The following is a 15,654-nucleotide window of genomic DNA, read 5'->3' as shown; positions in this document are numbered from 1 at the left end:
CTCTTGGCACCGGGCCGAGCGTCAGGTGGGAGGTCGGCCGAGCACACCGCCCGCGCACGCCCTTGGAGTGGCCCGCGCGGGCGGTGGTGGGTGGATCTAGGCGGCGGCTCCCCCGTCGAACACCAGATCGGTGCCGACGGCGAAGCCGGCGTCGGGTGAGGCCAGGTACAGCACCGCCGCGGCGATCTCGTCGAGGGTGCCGACGCGGCCGATCGGCAGCTGTGCCGCCATCCGGTCGGCGCGGTCGGCGGGGCTTTCCCCGGGCCGGAGAGACATCGCGGTGTCCATCGGCCCGGGGCTGATGCTGTTGATCCGGATCCCATCTCGGATGTGGTCCAGGGCGGCGTTGCGGGTCAGCGCGCTCACCGCGGCCTTTGTCGCCACGTACGCGCCGAGCCCTTCGAGCCGCGCGTGAGCACCGAGGTTCGAGGCGATGTTGACGATGACGCCGCCACCGTGGGCCCGCATGTGGGCGATTTCGTGCTTCATGGACAGCAGCGTGCCGGTGAGGTTCACCGCGACGAGGTGTTGCCACTGCTGCTCGTCGACATCGCCGAGCGGGCCGACCGCGGTCAGGGTGCCGGCGCTGTTGACCGCGATGTCGAGCCCGCCGTACCGGCTGGTGGTCTCGGCCACCATCCGGGCCAGGTCGGCCGAGTGGGTGACGTCGGCGGTGACGGCCGAAGCCCGGCCGCCCTCGTCCTCGATGAGCTTGACGGTGGCGTCGAGCGAGCCGGGCGTGCGACCCGCCACGACGACGGCCGCCCCCTCGCGGGCGAACGCTCGTGCGACGGCCTGGCCGATACCGGTGCCGCCGCCGGTGACGAGGGCGACCTTGCTGGTGAATCGTGCGGTCACGGTGGTGACTCCTCCTGGGTGTCGGATCGGTTGTGGTGGTGGGTTCGCTTTCCGGGGGGCGCCATCGGCCGAGGTTGTTGTGGCCCGTCGGCCGGACGGGTGGGGGCGGGTGCGTCCGGTCAGTGCGGTGACAGCGGCGAGTGCGGCGAACGCGGACCCGGCGGCGCCGAACGCCCAGGCGTACCCGCTGGTGGTGGCGTCGGGTAGGCCGGCACCGCCGGCCTCGAGGTGCGTGGAGCGCGCCGTGGCGAGCGCGGTCAGCAGGGCGAGGCCTGCCGTTGGTCCCACCTCCATCGCCGTGTTCAGCACACCTCCGGCGAGCCCCGCTTCACGTGGTCGCACGTCAGACAGCGCGAGCACGGACCCGGCGGAGAAGGACAACGCGACTCCGGCCGGCAGGAGAGCGAGGCCAGGCAGCAGACCGAGGCCGTATCCGGTGTGCGGGTGCACGCCGGCCAGCAGGAGCAGGCCACCGGCCGCCAGCGCGAGCCCCGCGGAGGTGACGCGTTGGGCTCCCCAGCGGGCGATGAGTCGCCCGGACAGCCGCCCGGCGACGACGAGGACCACCGCGTACGGGAGGAACGCCATGGAGGTACGCAGCGGCGTCCAGTTGCGGACCTGTTGGAGATACAGGGCCAGGAGGAGGAAGACGAGTGCGGTTCCGGCCGCGGACACGGCGATCACGAGCAGCGCGGTCGCCCGCCGGAGATCAGCCAGGAAGGACATCGGCAGGAGCGGTTCGGCGCTGGACAGTTCGACCGCGACGAAGGCGCCGAGCAGTGCCAGGCCCGAGGCCAGCGGGGCCAGCACCATCGCCGAGGTCCACCCGTGTTCGCCGGTGACCACCAGGCCACAGCTGAGCAGCGTGATTCCCGTGGTGGCGAGCAACGCGCCCGGCAGGTCGAGCGTGGCCCGCCCGTGCCGGGTGTCCGCGGGCAGCGTCCGCGGCGTCACCACCGCCGCCACCGCGGCGACCACCAGCGGAACCGCCACCATCCACCGCCACGACAACCAGGTGGCGACGATCCCGGAGAGGAGACTTCCCAACGTCGCACCGAGTACCGACAGGCCGCCCCAGGTCGCCATCGCTCGGCCATAGCTGACGGGATCCGGGAACACCCGTCGCAACACCGCCACGGCTGCCGGCGCGACGAGGGCGGCGCCCACCCCCTGGGCGAAGCGCGTGGCGGTGAGGGTCGCACTTCCGGGAGCGAGTGTCGCCGCCGTCGAGGCGGCGGCAAAGACAACGAGACCGGTGGTGAACATCCGGCGTCCGCCGTACCGGTCGGTGAGCCGACCGCCGAAGAGCAACAGACCGCTGAAGGACAACCCGTAGGCGGCGCTGAGGAGGACCAGGCTGGACTGGCCCAGTCCCCACTCTCGGCCGATCACCGGCAGCGGTACGGAGATGACGGTGACAGTGAAGATCAGCGTCGTCTGTACGGTGCCGAGCAGCGCGAAGGCAGGGCCGACGGATGGTTCTCCCGGCTCGCCGTGCTGGCCTTCGGGTCGCGGCCACGGGCTACGACTGTGCGCCACCGCACCGGGCCTGCCCGGCGGTAGGTCGGGGACCGCTGTCGCCATCGTCGCCCACCCTCCAGCATTCGGGACCATTCGTTCCAGATTCGGCGCAGGGGCAACGCCGCACGGTCGAGAAAGGAACGTCGACACCGCGCCATCGGCTCAGCTCCGCGCCGTGGCGAGCCGGTGCGCGATCAGCGGTGCGCTGCGGCGGCCCGCCGTCAGTCGAGCAGGGACAACGCCTGGGCGGCGGCGTCCCGCAGCCGCCGCGGCTCGGCCGACACCTTGCCGACCACCCGGATGCCCTGCAACAGCACGAGCAGAAGCCGGGCCAGCGCTCGGGGGTCCTTGCCCGGCGCGAGCTCACCCTGGGACTGCGCCCGAATCAACGCAGAGGTCAGCGCGGTTTCCAGGTAGTCCCAGCTCGCCGTCACGCGTCGTGCCGCCTGTCGATCATGCGGCGCGACCTCCACGGCCGTGTTGACGATGAAGCAGCCACGCCGCCCGCCGTCGTCGCCGGCCTCGCACGCGTATCGCTCGACGAGGGCTCGGACGGCCGGCAGCGCCGGACCCGGCTGCGACAGGTCACGCAGCAGGATGGGGTCGACCAGGTCGCCGTACCGGTCGAGCGCCTTGAGATAGAGATCGTGTTTGTTGCCGAACGTCGCGTAGATGCTCGCTCGCGCGACACCCAGATGCTCGACCAGGTCGGCCATCGAGGTGGCCTCGTAGCCCCGCTCCCAGAACAGGTCGAGGGCCGCCCGCAGTGCCGCATCCGGATCGAACTCCTTGGTCCGTGCCACGACTCGACTCTAACCGTATCCAGATCGTTCGGTCAAGAAAGGTGGAGCCGCACCGCCTGGACACCGCAGGTACCCTCGGTGACCGGGCCGGCCGTTGCGCGGTAGACCGGGAAGGCCACCCGGCGCGTGACTAGGATTGGCCCGGTCATGCTGCTACGGGTGCTCGGGCCGCTTGAGGTCGAGGTCGACTCAGGCGGACCTGTCGACCTCGGCGGCCCCCGCCAACGCGCCGTGCTCGCGCTGCTGCTGGCGGCCCGGGGCGAGGTCGTCTCCACCGGTCAGATGATCGAGGATCTGTGGCGGGGTGACCCGCCGCCACGGGCGATCGCCTCCCTCCAGGCGTACGTCTCGCACCTGCGCCGCCTGGTGGAGCCGTCCCGCGAGCGCCGCGCGCCGGCCCGGGTCCTGGTCAGCGCGCCGCCCGGCTACGCGATCCGGGTGCCCGCCGACGCGGTCGACGCCGGCCGGTTCGAGCGGCTGCTCGTGCAGGCGCGAGCGGTCAGCTCCACCGACCCGGGCCGGGCACGTCACCTGCTGGGCACGGGGCTCGACCTGTGGCGTGGTCGGGCGTACGCCGAATTCGCCGGGGAGCCGTGGGCGCAGGCCGAGGTGCTGCGGCTGGAGGAGTTGCGTCTCGGCGCCCGGGAGCTGCTGCTCGATCTGACGGTGCGCTTCGGCGACCCGGCCGAGGCGGTGTCCGAGGCGGAGGTGCTGACCCGGCAGGCGCCGCTGCGGGAGGAGTGTTGGCGCCTGCTGGCGTTGGCGTTGTGGCGTGCCGGTCGGCAGGGCGACGCGCTCGCCGCGCTGCGCCGGGCGCGAGCGACCCTCGCGGACCAGCTCGGCCTCGATCCGGGGCCGGCGTTGGTCGAGGTGGAGTCCGCGATCCTGGGCCAGCGCCTCGACCTGCTGCCCCCGGTGGCCGCCACGGCGGTACGCGTCGGCACCGAGCGACAGGTGCCGGAGGAGGTGTTCGTCGGGCGGGAGGCCGAGCTGGCGGCTCTCCGGCAGGCCGCGGCCGAGGCGGTGGCCGACGGGCCACGCGTCGCGCTGCTCAGCGGGGAGGCCGGGGCCGGCAAGACGAGCCTGCTCACCCGGTTCCGCGACGGGCTCGCCGCCGACGGCTGGCTGGTCACGGTGGGCCGCTGCCCCGAGGTCGAGGGCGCCCCGCCGGCCTGGGCCTGGGTCGAGGCGTTGCGTCAGCTCGCCGGGCAGGCGCCGCCGGGTGATCTCGCACCGGCCCTCGCACCACTGCTCGGCGACGGCGACGGCGACGGAGGGGGCGACGTCACCGCCGGCCGGTTCCGGCTGCACCGTGCCGTCGGGGCCTGGTTGGACGCCGCCGCGGTCCGCCGACCGGTCGCCGTCGTCCTCGACGACCTGCACGCCGCCGACGCCGAGACGCTGCTCCTGCTGAACAGCGTCATCGAGGTGACCACCGGGGCCGTCCTGTTCGTCGCGGCGTTGCGCCCGGCCGAGCACCGCGAGCGGCTCGCCGACACGATGGCCGTCCTGGCCCGCCGAGCACCCCTGCGGATCCCGTTGGCCGGGCTGACGCCGCCCGAGGTGCAACGGCTGCTCAGCGCGCTGGCCCGGACCACCGTCGACCCGGACACCGTCGCCGCGCTGGCCGAGCGGACCGGCGGCAACCCGTTCTACGTGCGGGAGTCGGCCCGACTGTTGGCCACCGAGGGCACGCTCGTGGCCACCAGCGACGTGCCGGAGGGCGTACGCGACGTGCTGCGCCGACGGCTCTCCCGCCTGCCCTCGGCTGCCGTCTCGGCGCTGCGCCTCACCGCGGCCGCCGGGCGGGAGGCTGAGGTGCGCACACTTGTCGACGCCGCCGGCACCGACGAGACCTCCGTCCTCGAAGCGCTGGAGGTCGGGCTGGCCGCCGGGCTGCTCACCGAACCGGCGCCGGGGCGGGTGCGCTTCGTGCACGGGCTGGTCCGCGACACCATCTACACCGACCTGCCCCAGCTGCGCCGCACCCGCCTGCACGCCCGGATCGCCGCGGCCACCCGCCGGCTGACACCCGACGACTATCCGGCCCTGGCCCACCACTACGCCCGGGCGGCGTCGGCCGACACCGCGCCGCTCGCCGTCGAGTACGCCATCCGCGCCGCCGAACTGGCCGAGCGGCGGTACGCGTACGACGCGGCGATCGAGGTGCTCACCAACGCCGTGGACGTCGCCGGGTCGGTCAGCGGGGATCACGACGCGCTGCGGGTCGACCTGCTCGGCCGGCTGCTGCGCGCCCAGGCGCGGGCCGGCGCGGTGGCCGCCGCCCGGCGGACCCGCGCCCGAGCCGTCGACGTCGCCACCGCGTCCGACCGGGAGGAGCTGCTGGTCGCGGCCTTCACCGCGTGGACCGTCCCCACCCCGTGGCTGACCCACGAGTACGGCGTGGTGGACCACCGCGTCGTCGAGTTGCTCACCCGGCTGCTGCGTGCCGACGACCTGGACCCGGTCGCCCGCTGCCGGCTGCTGGAGGCGCTGGCCACGGAGCTGGACGGCGAGGCAGATCCCCGGGGCGTGGCGGCCGGGCGGGAGGCGCTGGCCCTCGGCCGGCGGCTGGACGACCCCGAGGTGCGGGCCCTCGGGCTGGCCGCGCGGGTGCGCACCATGAGCTACGAGCGGGAGGCGCCGGAACGCCGGGGGTTGGCCTTGGAGCTGGGCGACCTCGCCGCCGAGCACGCGCTGGTGACCTACCGCTCGGTCGCCGAGCAGGTGCTCGGTCACTGTGCTGCCGCGCTCAACGAGCCGGACGAGCTGCGCCGCAGCGTCGCCCGGCACGGGTGGCTGGCCGAGACGTACCAGCTCAACGAGGCGCAGACGATCCACAGGTGCGCACTGGCCGCCCTCGCGCACGTCACCGGCGACTTCGTCGCGGCGCGACGGCACTACGACGAGGTCGCCGAGCAGATGCGGCGGCAGGGCTCCCTGCACGCCGAGGCCTTCCATTTCTTCTCGGTGGGGACCCTGCTGATCAGCCAGGGGCGCTTCGGGGAGCATCTGGAGGCGACCCGGCGGATACGCGGGTCGCTGGGTCCGATCGTGGACGACCTGCTGGCGCTGGCACTGATCGACAGCGAACGGGTGGACGAGGCGCGGGCCCTGCCGATCGCACGGCACATCTACCGCCCGGACTACTTCGAGTCGGCGCTGCTCAGCGTGCGGGCGATGGTCATCGTGGCGCTGGGCCGCCGGGACCTGGCCCAGCCCGTGATCGACGCCCTGCTCCCGGTCCGCGACCAGCTGGCCGGTTTCTCCACCACGGCGGCCGTGGTGCGGCCGGTCGCACTGACGCTTGGCGAGCTGTTCCGGTTGCTGGGCCGCACCGACGAGGCCACCCGGCACTTCACGCTGGCGGCCGAGGTGGCCCGCCGGTGGGAGTCGCCGCACTGGCTGGCCGAGGCGACGGCCGCACTGGCCGCCTGATCCCCGGTTGGTGGATTCCAAGCCGTTTCCAAGTGCCACCGCGCATGATCAACATATCTGTGTCAGTTGATCCCTCGGAAAGGGCACCGTGAACAAGAACCACTCCGAAGCCATGGCCGACGTCCGCGACATGTACATGGCCCACGCCGTGTTCCGTCGCGAGTTCAGCCTCCTCCCGCAGCTCGTCCGCGACGTCAGGCCGGGCGACGTCAGCCGCGCGGAGGTCGTCGGCGCCCACGCCGAGATGCTCTGCCACACCCTGCACCTGCACCACGAGGGCGAGGACCTGCTGCTGTGGCCCCGGCTGGTGGAACGCGGCGGCGCGGCGGCGGCGGCCATCGTCCCCACCATGGAGGCGCAGCACCACGCCATCGAGGACGGCCACGCGGCGGTGGTCGCGCTGCTACCGCAGTGGCGTCGTACCGGGCAGGGCGGTGCGCAGCTCGCGGAGGCGCTGGAGCAGCTGCGGGTCGCGCTGATCGAGCACATGGCCATGGAGGAGGCCGAGATCCTGCCGTTGGCCGCACGGCACGTCACCGCCGCGGAGTGGATGCAGCTCGGCGAGCACGGGATGGCTCAGACCCCGAAGAAGCGGCTGCCGCTGGCCTTCGGCCTGGCCATGTACGAGGGTGACCCCGAGGTGATCAAGGCGGTGTTGGCGCACGCGCCGCTGCCGGCCCGTCTCCTCATGCCGATCATCGCCCCCCGGCTGTTCGCCGCCCACGCCAGGCGGGTGCACGGCACCGCGACTCCCCCGCGCATCGGCGCCGGCACGCGCTGAGCGAAAGCCGGGACGGCCGACGCCGGGAGTCGCCGCCGCTCAGCAGGCCAGCACACGAGCCAGGCCGCCGCCGGGAGTCGCCGCCGCTCAGCGGGCCAGTACACGAGGCCAGGGCCGCCGTCGGGAGTCGCCGCCGCTCGGCGGGCCAGCACGCGCGGCCAGGCCGCCGTCGGGAGTCGCCGCCGCTCAGCGGGGCGCCAGGAAGGCCAACACGCGCGGCCAGGTCGCCGCGGTGGCGTCCGGGGAGTGCTCGGCGAGGTCCGGGTCGGTGAACAGGTGGCCCACGCCGGGGTAGCGGAAGACCGCCAGGTCGGCGCCGGCGTCGGTGAGCGCCTGCTGCCACTCGTCGACCTCGTCCGGCGCGTCGAACGGGTCGGGGTCGGCGAGGTGCAACTGCACCGGCAACCCGGGCCGGACCGCGTCGGGTGCGCCGCCGGTGCCGTGCAACAGGAGCAGGCCAGCGCAGTGGGGGCGCTCGGCCAACAGCGCCCCGGCCACACCGGCGCCCATCGAGAAGCCGGCGAGCACCGTCTCCGGTGGCAGGTCACGCAGTGCCACCCGGGCCCGGTCGAGCACCACCTCGTGGCCGACCTTGTCGAGCAGCGCGAAGCCGTCCTCGACGGAGTCGGTGGCCGGTACGCCATACAGGTCGGGGGTGGCGACCTGGTGCCCGGCGGCGCGCAACCGGTCGGCGGCGGCGCGCACGGCGGGCCGCAGCCCGTACACGGAGTGGAACAGCACGACGTGTCGCATCACGTCATCCTGCCCCAGCGGACCGCGCTCCCGGCGCGGCCACGCGGGGTGACCGTCAGGCCAGTGCCGCCAGCCGCGTGACCAGGTCGGCCGGCGGCGGCATCGCGGCGATCTCCCGGCTGACCTGCCCGGCGGCGGTACGCAGGCGGTCGTCGGTGAGTAGCTGGGTCAGCGCCCCCGCGGTGATGGACCGGGGGCGCAGCGCCAGACCGGCACCCCGGCGGGCCACCAGCTCGGCGTTGTGCCGCCGGTCCCCCGGACCCGTGGTGGCGAGCTGCGGCAGGCCGGCGGCGAGGGCACCGAAGATGCTGCCCGCCCCGCCGTGGTGCACCAGCGCCGCACTCGACGGCAACGCCGCGTCGAGCGGGATCCAGTCGACTACCCGCACGTTGCCGGGCAGCGACCGGGTCGACCGCTCGTCGGGCCGGACCAGCACGATCTCGGCGTCCACCTCGGCGGCTGCGGCGACCACGGCGGGCATCGGCCCCCGGTCGCCGGGGCCGGTCAACGTGCTGCGGGTGACCAGGATGCGCGGTCGTTCACCCGGCTCCCGCAGCCAGGCCGGTAGCTCGCCGCCGCCGACATAGGAGTCGTAGCGCATCGGCCAGCCATCCTGCCTCGCCACGCTGGGCGGGGCCACCGCGAGGGCGGCGGCCGGCGGCGGCAGCTCGGTCAGGCCGTGCCGCCGCAGGGCGGAACCGAGCCGGGCGGTGGTGGCGCGGACCAGGTCCCGGCCGTCGAAGAGGGAGTTCTCCTGGCGTACGGCCGGCACGCCCAGCCGGGCGGCGGCCACCGCGCCGGCCACCGCGAACGGCTCGTGCAGCACCAGGTCCGGCCGCCACTCGGTGGCCAGGGTGACGACCGGGTCGGTGAGCCGATCGTTGAGCGCGCCGAAGAGCAGGCCGGCGCCCCGGGTGTCGGCGGTGCCGGCCAACTCGGCGCGGGCGATCAGCGGGTGCCGGGGAAAGACCCGCAGCGCGATCCGGCCGAAGTCGAAGCCCGGCGCGACGTCGTGCACCGACAGACCCGCGTCGGCGGCGGCCAGGCCACCCCCGCCGGTGGCCAGCAGCACCTCGTGGCCGGCGTCGCGCAACGCGACCGCGAGCGGCACCAGCGGGAAGACGTGCCCGACCAGCGGGGCGGAGACCACCAGCACACGCATGGGCAGGATCATAGGCGGCGACGCAGCCGGAGCGCCCCGGCTGTGGGTTCAGCGCGTCCGCCTGCCCGTGCCGCCCACCTGCGGCAGGTGGTCCACGAGCCACAGCCACAGCGGGCTACGCCGACGTGCGGTTTCCGCCTCCGCCTGCCGCGACGCGTCAACCGCGGCGAAGCCGTAGGCACGCATCCGTTCCTCGTACTCGCCGATCGCCGCCACGAGGTCGCTGCCGCCGGTGAGCGCGTCGCACAGCTGTGCCGCGTCCATCAGCGCGGTGTTCGCGCCGGAGCCGCCGGCCGGGCTCATCGTGTGGATGGCGTCACCGAGCAGAGTCACCCGGCTCGGGATCCACGCCGGCACACGCTGGCTGCTGCGGACCCGGACGAGGAACGTTTCCCGCACAGCCGCCGCGCCCAGCAGGGCACGCAGGTCGGGGTGCCACGACCGGATCGCCCGGCAGGCGACGGAGTGCAGGGTCGCGGCGTCGGCCTCGGCAAGATTCCCGTCGGACACCGGCAGCCGGTCACGTCGCGCGGAAAGCGCCCACATCAGGTAGTCACCGGCCGGGCTGAGGCGTACGTCTGGAGCGATCGCGGCGGCCGCGTCCACGGGTCGACGCCGGAACTCGACGAGCCCGGCAGCCAGACCGACGTGGCCGCCCACGATCGCGGTGAACCCGTCGTACAGGGCCGACGGGACGAGCTGCCGGGCCGCGTCGTCGAGTGGTGTCTTGCCGTAGATGATCCGCGTGCCGGTGTCGACCTGCCGCGCGTGTGGCAGCAGTACGCGCCGGACCGCCGAACCCACCCCGTCCGCGCCGACCAGGACGTCGGCGCGCGTCGTGGAGCCGTCCGCGAAGCGCAGCGTCACCCCGTCCGGGTCCTGGTCGTAGCCGGTGAGCTCGTGACAGTAGTGAATCCGGTCCCCCAGTCCGGCGGCGAGGATCTCGCGCAGCGTCCGTCGATCAACCGACGTGGACAGAGTTGCCGGGTCGTCTGGGTCGCGCGACGGGCCGGCGGGCGTCTCGTGCAGGACACGCAGCCGCCCGGACAGCACCGTCACCCTGCTCCCCGGGCGGCCCGTCGTGGCCAGGAACAACCGAAACAGCCGTGGCGGCAGGCATTTCTCCAGCGCGAGAGCCGCGCGAGCGTCGACGTGCAGGCGGTAACCCTGCCGGCGGCTGTCCAGCGCGGCATCCCGCTCGTAGACGTCGACGTCGACACCGGCGCGCAGCAGGCCCTGAGCGAGGCACAGCCCGCCCAGACCGGCGCCGGCCACCGCCACTCGCAGGCTGTCGCTCAACGCCCAACCCCGTCGTACCGGCGGGCAACCCGTTGAGCCGCCACTGTCGAACGTCCGTTCACGCCGCCGTCCGCGGTGACTGTCGCCCGTCGACGATGCGGCGCATCTTGCCCACCGACCGTTCCACCGCGTCCGGCGCGAGGACGTCGACCGCCACGCTCACGCCGACGGTGTTCTTGACCAGCTCGACCAATGTCGCGCCGGCCCGCTCGGCGGCGTCCGCCGCGACGCCGGCCCGTCGCTCCACCCGGACCGTCAGGGTGTCCAACCGGCCCTGCCGATCGAGGAAACACTGGAAGTGCGGCGACAACTGCGGGGTACGCAGGATCAGCTCCTCGATCTGGGTGGGGAAGATGTTCACCCCGCGCACGATCATCATGTCGTCCGTCCGGCCGGTGATCCTCTCGATCCGGCGCATCGGGCGGGCGGTGCCGGGCAGCAGCCGGGTCAGGTCGCGGGTGCGGTAACGCACCACCGGCATCGCCTCCTTGGTCAGCGAGGTCAACACCAGCTCGCCCCGCTCGCCGTCGGGCAGCACCGCCCCGGTCACCGGGTCGATGATCTCCGGGTAGAAGTGGTCCTCCCAGAGGTGCAGGCCGTCCTTGGTCTCGACGCACTCGGTGGCCACGCCGGGGCCCATCACCTCGGACAGCCCGTAGATGTCGACGGCGTGGATGTCCAACTGCTGCTCGATCTCGCGGCGCATGTCCTCGGTCCACGGCTCGGCTCCGAAGATGCCCACCTGCAGTGAGGTGGCCCGCGGGTCGATGCCCTGGCGGCGCATCTCGTCGACGATGGCCAGCAGGTAGCTGGGCGTGACCATGATGACCTCGGGTTCGAAGTCGCGGATCAGCAGCACCTGACGCTCGGTCATGCCCCCGGAGACCGGGATGACGGTGCAGCCCAGTTCCTCGGCCCCGTAGTGCGCGCCGAGGCCACCGGTGAAGAGCCCGTAGCCGTACGCGACGTGCACCCGGTCGCCGGGGCGACCGCCGGAGGCGCGGATCGAGCGGGCCATCAGCCGCGCCCAGGTGCGCAGGTCGTCGCGGGTGTAGCCGACGACTGTCGGCCGGCCGGTGGTGCCGGAGGAGGCGTGCAGCCGGGCGACCCGCTCCCGGGGGACGGCGAACATGCCGAACGGGTAGTTGTCCCGCAGCTCCGCCTTGCCGGTGAACGGGAAGCGGGCCAGGTCGTCGAGGTCCCGGCAGTCGTCGGGGTGCACCCCGGCCGCGTCGAACGCCCGGCGGTAGTGCGGCACGTTGTCGTACGCGTGCCGCAACGACCAGCGCAGCCGTTCGCGTTGCAGGGCACGCAGCTCGTCGATGCCGGCGCGCTCGATCGGCTCCAGCTCCTCCGCGCGAGGGGTGCGGTCCTGCATCGCGTGCCTCCTTGGCGCGGCGGTCCCGGTGGGGCTGCGGGTACCGTACGCCCGCCGTCGCCCGGACCGGCGGGGCGGTCAGCGGCTGGCCGGCAGCCGATGCAGGGCGTCGACCAGCGGGGCCAGCTCGGGGGTGGCCTCGGCCTCGGCGAGCGCGTCGGTGAGCACCCGGTCGTGGGTCGGTCGAGTCTGGGCGAGCAGCTCGGAGCCGGCCGGGGTCAGCTCGGTGTAGATGCCGCGCCGGTCGTCGGCGCAGAGGATGCGGGTGAGCAGCCCCCGCTGTTCGAGGCGGGTGACCAGCCGGGTGGTGGCACTGCCGGAGAGCGCGGCGGCGCGGGCGAGCTGGCTCATCCGCATGTGCCAGCCGTCCTGCCGGGAGAGCGCGTCGAGCACCGTGTATTCGACGACGGAGAGGTCGTGGCCTGCCTGCAGTGCCCGCTCCAGGGACGTCTCGATCAGCCCGTGCAGGGCGGCGAGGGTGCGCCAACCCTGCGCGCGGATCTCGACCGCGTCGTCGGCGATGCCCATGCCGGCCCTCCTCGGGTGTGACCTCGACGGCCCCAGGCTAGCACGCTTGCGCAGGTATCCAGCGCGTGCAAGTATCTCGTTGCTGGCGCGTGTAGTTGCACGCGCCGCATATCTGCCCCCTCCCCGATGGGAAGACCATGTCCGTACGCCAGAAGTCCCTGCCGCCCGGCCTGATCGCGCTGGCCATCGGCGCGTTCGGCATCGGGCTCACCGAATTCGTGATCATGGGACTGTTGCCCGAGGTGGCCGCCGACTTCGCGGTCACCGAGCCGGTGGCCGGCTGGTTGATCTCCGGCTACGCGCTCAGCGTGGCCGTCGGCGGGGTCGCCCTCACCGCGGCGGTCACCCGCCTGCCGCGCAAACCGGTGCTGCTCGGCCTGATGGTGCTGTTCATCATCGGCAACCTGCTCTCCGCCGTCGCCGGCGACTACGCCGTGCTGATGGCCGGCCGGATCGTCGCCGCGCTCTGCCACGGCGCGTTCTTCGGCATCGGCGCCGTGGTGGCCGCCGGCCTGGTCGCACCGGCCCGCCGGGCGGGCGCCATCGCCATGATGTTCGCCGGCCTGACCATCGCCAACGTGCTCGGCGTGCCGTTCGGCACCTTCCTCGGGCAGCACTTCGGCTGGCGGTCGACGTTCTGGGCGATCACCGCCATCGGGGTGGTCGCCCTGATCGGGCTGGCCCTGCTCATCCCGGCGGGCGACACCGCCAACGCCGACCGCCCGGCCGGTGGGCTGCGCGGCGAGTTGCGGGCCTTCACCCATCCGCAGGTCTGGCTCTCCCTGGTGATCACCGTTCTGGGCTTCGGCGGGATGTTCGGCGCGTTCACCTACATCGCCTACACGCTGACCGAGGTCAGCGGCTTCGCCACCGGCACCGTGCCGTGGCTGCTCGTCCTCTTCGGCGTGGGGCTCTTCGCCGGCAACCTGCTCGGCGGCCGGGCGGCGGACAGGTCGCTGTCGCGCACCCTGGTCACCGTCCTGGCGGTGCTCACCGTGGTGCTCGTCGGCTTCGCGCTGACCGCCACCAACCCGGCGCTGACCATCGTCGCACTGGTGCTGATGGGCGGGTTCGGGTTCGCCACCGTGCCGCCGCTGCAGATGCGGATCATGCGCTACGCCCAGCAGGCGCCGACGCTGGCGTCCGGGGCGAACATCGCCGCGTTCAACCTCGGCAACGCGCTGGGCGCGTGGATCGGCGGGGTGACCATCGCCGCCGGCCTCGGCTACACCTCGCCGATCTGGGCCGGCGCCGCACTCACCCTCATCGGCCTGGGCGTACTCCTCGGCGCGCTGCGGCTGGCCCGTCGCGACGAGCCGGCCCGAGCCGACGCGAGCCTGGTGGACGCCACGCTCTGACCTCGCCGGGAGGAGGACGCCGGGCCGGGCGGATGCCCGACCCGGCGTCGCTCTGATCATCGCCCTGCCATCGTCATGCAATTGCAAAAGATGTGCAACAACGTCTGGACAACACGCTCGTCTCGTAACTAGCCTGCTCGCTATGAGTCCTTACATTTCGGAGCCCTGGGCCTGGCAGGAGAGCTGGGACCGTCAGCAGGAGGCCTACCTGCCGGACCGGGAACACCGGTTCGCCACCATGCTGGACACCGTGGACGCGGTGCTCGACGGTCGGCCGCCGCGCGTGCTCGACCTGGCCGGCGGCACCGGCACCATCTCGCTGCGGACGCTGGCGCGCTTCCCCGACGCGGAGGTGACCCTGGTGGACCTCGACCCGGCGCTGCTCGCCATCGCCGGCGCCTCGCTGGCCGGCCGGGCCACCATCGTCACGGCCGACCTCGGCACCCCAGAGTGGCGCTCCGCGCTCCCCCACCAGGAGTACGACGCCGTGCTCACCGCCACCGCCCTGCACTGGCTGCCGGCCGACCGGCTCGGGCAGCTCTACGCCGAGTTGCGTGACGTGCTGCGACCGGGCGGTGTCTTCGTCAACGCCGACCACATGCCCGACGACAGCCTGCCGGAGCTGACCAAGCGGCTGATGGACCGGGCCCGGGACCGGCGCGACGCCCGGTACGCCGCCGGCTCGGTGCTGTCCTGGCCGGACTGGTGGGAGCGGGCCGCCGCCGATCCGGCGCTTGCCCCGCTCGTCGCCCAGCGGCAGGCCATCTACCCGACCGGGCACAGCCCGGAGTGGAACCCGCCCGTCTCGTGGCACCTGGCCGCACTCACCGCGGCCGGCTTCACCGAGGTCGGCGCGGTGTGGCGCGGCGGCCCGGACGCCGCCGTCGCGGCCGTACGCTGACCGCCGCCGTCGCGGCACTACGCTGAGGACCCGTGGCAGAGCCCCCGGACCAGCGCACCGACCCCGACGTCGACCTCCGTGTCGACGCCGATCGGGGCGAGCTGACCATTCGCCCCGCGACGATCCTCGCCAGCATCGCGGCCGGCGGGGTGGTCGGCGCGCTGGCCCGAGCCGCCCTGCAACACGCCGCCCCCCACGCGGCGACGGGCTTCCCGTGGGCCACGTTCGCCATCAACCTGTCCGGCTGCCTGCTGATCGGTGTGCTGATGGCGATCCTGACCCACCTCGGCGGTGGGCATCCGCTGGCCCGCCCGTTCCTCGGCGTCGGGGTGCTCGGCGGGTTCACCACGTTCTCCACCTACGCGGTGGACGTCCAGCAGGCACTTGTCGCGGGCGCACCGGGCACCGCGCTGGCGTACCTGGCCGGCACGGTGCTCGGTGCGCTTGTCGCGGTCGGGCTGGGCGACGCCGTGACCGCCGCACTGCTGCGGCGGCGGGTGGCCCGATGACAGTCCTGCTCATCGCCCTGGGGGCGGCCGTCGGCGCACCGTTGCGCTATTTCACCGACCGGGCCGTGCAGTCCCGGCACGACTCGGCGTTTCCGTGGGGCACGCTCACCGTCAACGTGGTCGGCTCGCTGCTGCTCGGCGTGCTCGTCGGGTGGCCGACCGGCCCGGCGGTCAGCGCGCTGCTCGGCACCGGGTTCTGTGGGGCGCTGACCACCTACTCCACCTTCAGCTACGAGACGCTGCGGCTGGCGCGGGGCGGTCGTCGATTCCTCGCGCTGGCCAATGTGCTGGGCAGCGTGGCCGCCGGGCTCGCCGCGGCCACCGCCGGCTACGCCGTAGCCCGCGCCCTGGCCGGCTGACCGCAC

The 15,654-nt window shown here is 73.7% G+C and carries 13 protein-coding genes; 6 read left to right on the top strand and 7 right to left on the bottom strand.

Translation table 11 applies throughout. The annotated features are described in order from the left end of the window. Nucleotides 1-96: 96 nt before the first annotated feature. Together AB0B14_RS12770 and AB0B14_RS12765 are read right to left on the bottom strand one after the other, a co-directional pair. Nucleotides 97-2,442, bottom strand: a complete 2,346-nt coding sequence (locus AB0B14_RS12770; RefSeq protein WP_357522503.1) for a glucose 1-dehydrogenase — start codon at nucleotides 2,440-2,442, stop codon at nucleotides 97-99. Between the two features lie 158 nt (nucleotides 2,443-2,600). After that, nucleotides 2,601-3,182, bottom strand: coding sequence for a TetR/AcrR family transcriptional regulator (locus AB0B14_RS12765; protein ID WP_357079758.1), 582 nt, complete (start codon nucleotides 3,180-3,182; stop codon nucleotides 2,601-2,603). 147 nt (nucleotides 3,183-3,329) lie between these two features. On the opposite strand from AB0B14_RS12765, the gene AB0B14_RS12760 reads away from it, so the two are divergent. Together AB0B14_RS12760 and AB0B14_RS12755 are read left to right on the top strand one after the other, a co-directional pair. Beyond that, a complete protein-coding gene (locus AB0B14_RS12760) occupies nucleotides 3,330-6,620 on the top strand; it encodes a BTAD domain-containing putative transcriptional regulator (RefSeq protein ID WP_357522502.1) in 3,291 nt (1,096 codons plus the stop codon). An 88-nt stretch (nucleotides 6,621-6,708) separates the two neighbouring features. Beyond that, nucleotides 6,709-7,401 (top strand): hemerythrin domain-containing protein, encoded by a 693-nt coding sequence (locus AB0B14_RS12755; protein WP_357522501.1) that lies wholly within the window; start codon nucleotides 6,709-6,711, stop codon nucleotides 7,399-7,401. Between the two features lie 186 nt (nucleotides 7,402-7,587). Here the strand turns inward: AB0B14_RS12755 and AB0B14_RS12750 are convergent, their stop codons facing one another. The 5 genes from AB0B14_RS12750 to AB0B14_RS12730 form a co-directional block, all read right to left on the bottom strand. Further along, nucleotides 7,588-8,154, bottom strand: coding sequence for a dienelactone hydrolase family protein (locus tag AB0B14_RS12750; RefSeq protein WP_357079748.1), 567 nt, complete (start codon nucleotides 8,152-8,154; stop codon nucleotides 7,588-7,590). 55 nt (nucleotides 8,155-8,209) lie between these two features. Then, entirely contained in the window at nucleotides 8,210-9,316 is a 1,107-nt protein-coding gene (locus tag AB0B14_RS12745; RefSeq protein WP_357522500.1) for a nucleotide disphospho-sugar-binding domain-containing protein, read from the bottom strand. A 48-nt stretch (nucleotides 9,317-9,364) separates the two neighbouring features. After that, the gene (locus tag AB0B14_RS12740; RefSeq protein WP_357522499.1) at nucleotides 9,365-10,615 is read right to left on the bottom strand and encodes an FAD-dependent monooxygenase; all 1,251 of its coding nucleotides are present in this window, start codon (nucleotides 10,613-10,615) and stop codon (nucleotides 9,365-9,367) included. Nucleotides 10,616-10,673: 58 nt separating this feature from the next. Continuing rightward, nucleotides 10,674-11,993 carry a phenylacetate--CoA ligase PaaK gene (paaK, locus tag AB0B14_RS12735; protein ID WP_357522498.1) on the bottom strand — a complete coding sequence of 440 codons (1,320 nt, stop codon included), beginning with the start codon at nucleotides 11,991-11,993 and terminating at the stop codon, nucleotides 10,674-10,676. Nucleotides 11,994-12,071: 78 nt separating this feature from the next. After that, the gene (locus tag AB0B14_RS12730) at nucleotides 12,072-12,521 is read right to left on the bottom strand and encodes a MarR family transcriptional regulator (RefSeq protein ID WP_357079735.1); all 450 of its coding nucleotides are present in this window, start codon (nucleotides 12,519-12,521) and stop codon (nucleotides 12,072-12,074) included. A gap of 137 nt (nucleotides 12,522-12,658) precedes the next feature. Between AB0B14_RS12730 and AB0B14_RS12725 the strand changes: the two genes are divergently transcribed. The 4 genes from AB0B14_RS12725 to crcB all read left to right on the top strand — a co-directional run bounded on the left by AB0B14_RS12725 (nucleotide 12,659) and on the right by crcB (nucleotide 15,648). After that, nucleotides 12,659-13,879 (top strand): MFS transporter, encoded by a 1,221-nt coding sequence (locus AB0B14_RS12725; RefSeq protein ID WP_357522497.1) that lies wholly within the window; start codon nucleotides 12,659-12,661, stop codon nucleotides 13,877-13,879. Between the two features lie 142 nt (nucleotides 13,880-14,021). Continuing rightward, nucleotides 14,022-14,780: a class I SAM-dependent methyltransferase gene (locus AB0B14_RS12720; RefSeq protein WP_357522496.1), complete on the top strand. Its 759-nt coding sequence runs from the start codon at nucleotides 14,022-14,024 to the stop codon at nucleotides 14,778-14,780. 32 nt (nucleotides 14,781-14,812) lie between these two features. Then, nucleotides 14,813-15,289, top strand: a complete 477-nt coding sequence (locus tag AB0B14_RS12715; protein ID WP_357522495.1) for a CrcB family protein — start codon at nucleotides 14,813-14,815, stop codon at nucleotides 15,287-15,289. Then, nucleotides 15,286-15,648 (top strand): fluoride efflux transporter CrcB, encoded by a 363-nt coding sequence (gene crcB, locus AB0B14_RS12710; RefSeq protein ID WP_357079723.1) that lies wholly within the window; start codon nucleotides 15,286-15,288, stop codon nucleotides 15,646-15,648. Before AB0B14_RS12715 ends, crcB begins: the two co-directional genes overlap by 4 nt. Nucleotides 15,649-15,654: the final 6 nt, after the last annotated feature.

This window comes from Micromonospora sp. NPDC049171 (assembly GCF_040648275.1).
Taxonomy (GTDB): domain Bacteria; phylum Actinomycetota; class Actinomycetes; order Mycobacteriales; family Micromonosporaceae; genus Micromonospora.
Note: the sequence above shows the minus strand (reverse complement) of the source record. Positions and strands in the feature narration are given on the sequence as shown.

What these genes read in the sequence shown, in the direction of transcription:
- crcB (WP_357079723.1), top strand. Translation starts at nt 15,286, where the DNA reads ATGACAGTCCTGCTCATCGCCCTGGGGGCGGCCGTCGGCGCACCGTTG.
- AB0B14_RS12730 (WP_357079735.1), bottom strand. Translation starts at nt 12,521, where the DNA reads ATGGGCATCGCCGACGACGCGGTCGAGATCCGCGCGCAGGGTTGGCGC.
- paaK (WP_357522498.1), bottom strand. Translation starts at nt 11,993, where the DNA reads ATGCAGGACCGCACCCCTCGCGCGGAGGAGCTGGAGCCGATCGAGCGC.
- AB0B14_RS12750 (WP_357079748.1), bottom strand. Translation starts at nt 8,154, where the DNA reads ATGCGACACGTCGTGCTGTTCCACTCCGTGTACGGGCTGCGGCCCGCC.
- AB0B14_RS12745 (WP_357522500.1), bottom strand. Translation starts at nt 9,316, where the DNA reads ATGCGTGTGCTGGTGGTCTCCGCCCCGCTGGTCGGGCACGTCTTCCCG.
- AB0B14_RS12725 (WP_357522497.1), top strand. Translation starts at nt 12,659, where the DNA reads ATGTCCGTACGCCAGAAGTCCCTGCCGCCCGGCCTGATCGCGCTGGCC.
- AB0B14_RS12760 (WP_357522502.1), top strand. Translation starts at nt 3,330, where the DNA reads ATGCTGCTACGGGTGCTCGGGCCGCTTGAGGTCGAGGTCGACTCAGGC.
- AB0B14_RS12720 (WP_357522496.1), top strand. Translation starts at nt 14,022, where the DNA reads ATGAGTCCTTACATTTCGGAGCCCTGGGCCTGGCAGGAGAGCTGGGAC.
- AB0B14_RS12770 (WP_357522503.1), bottom strand. Translation starts at nt 2,442, where the DNA reads ATGGCGACAGCGGTCCCCGACCTACCGCCGGGCAGGCCCGGTGCGGTG.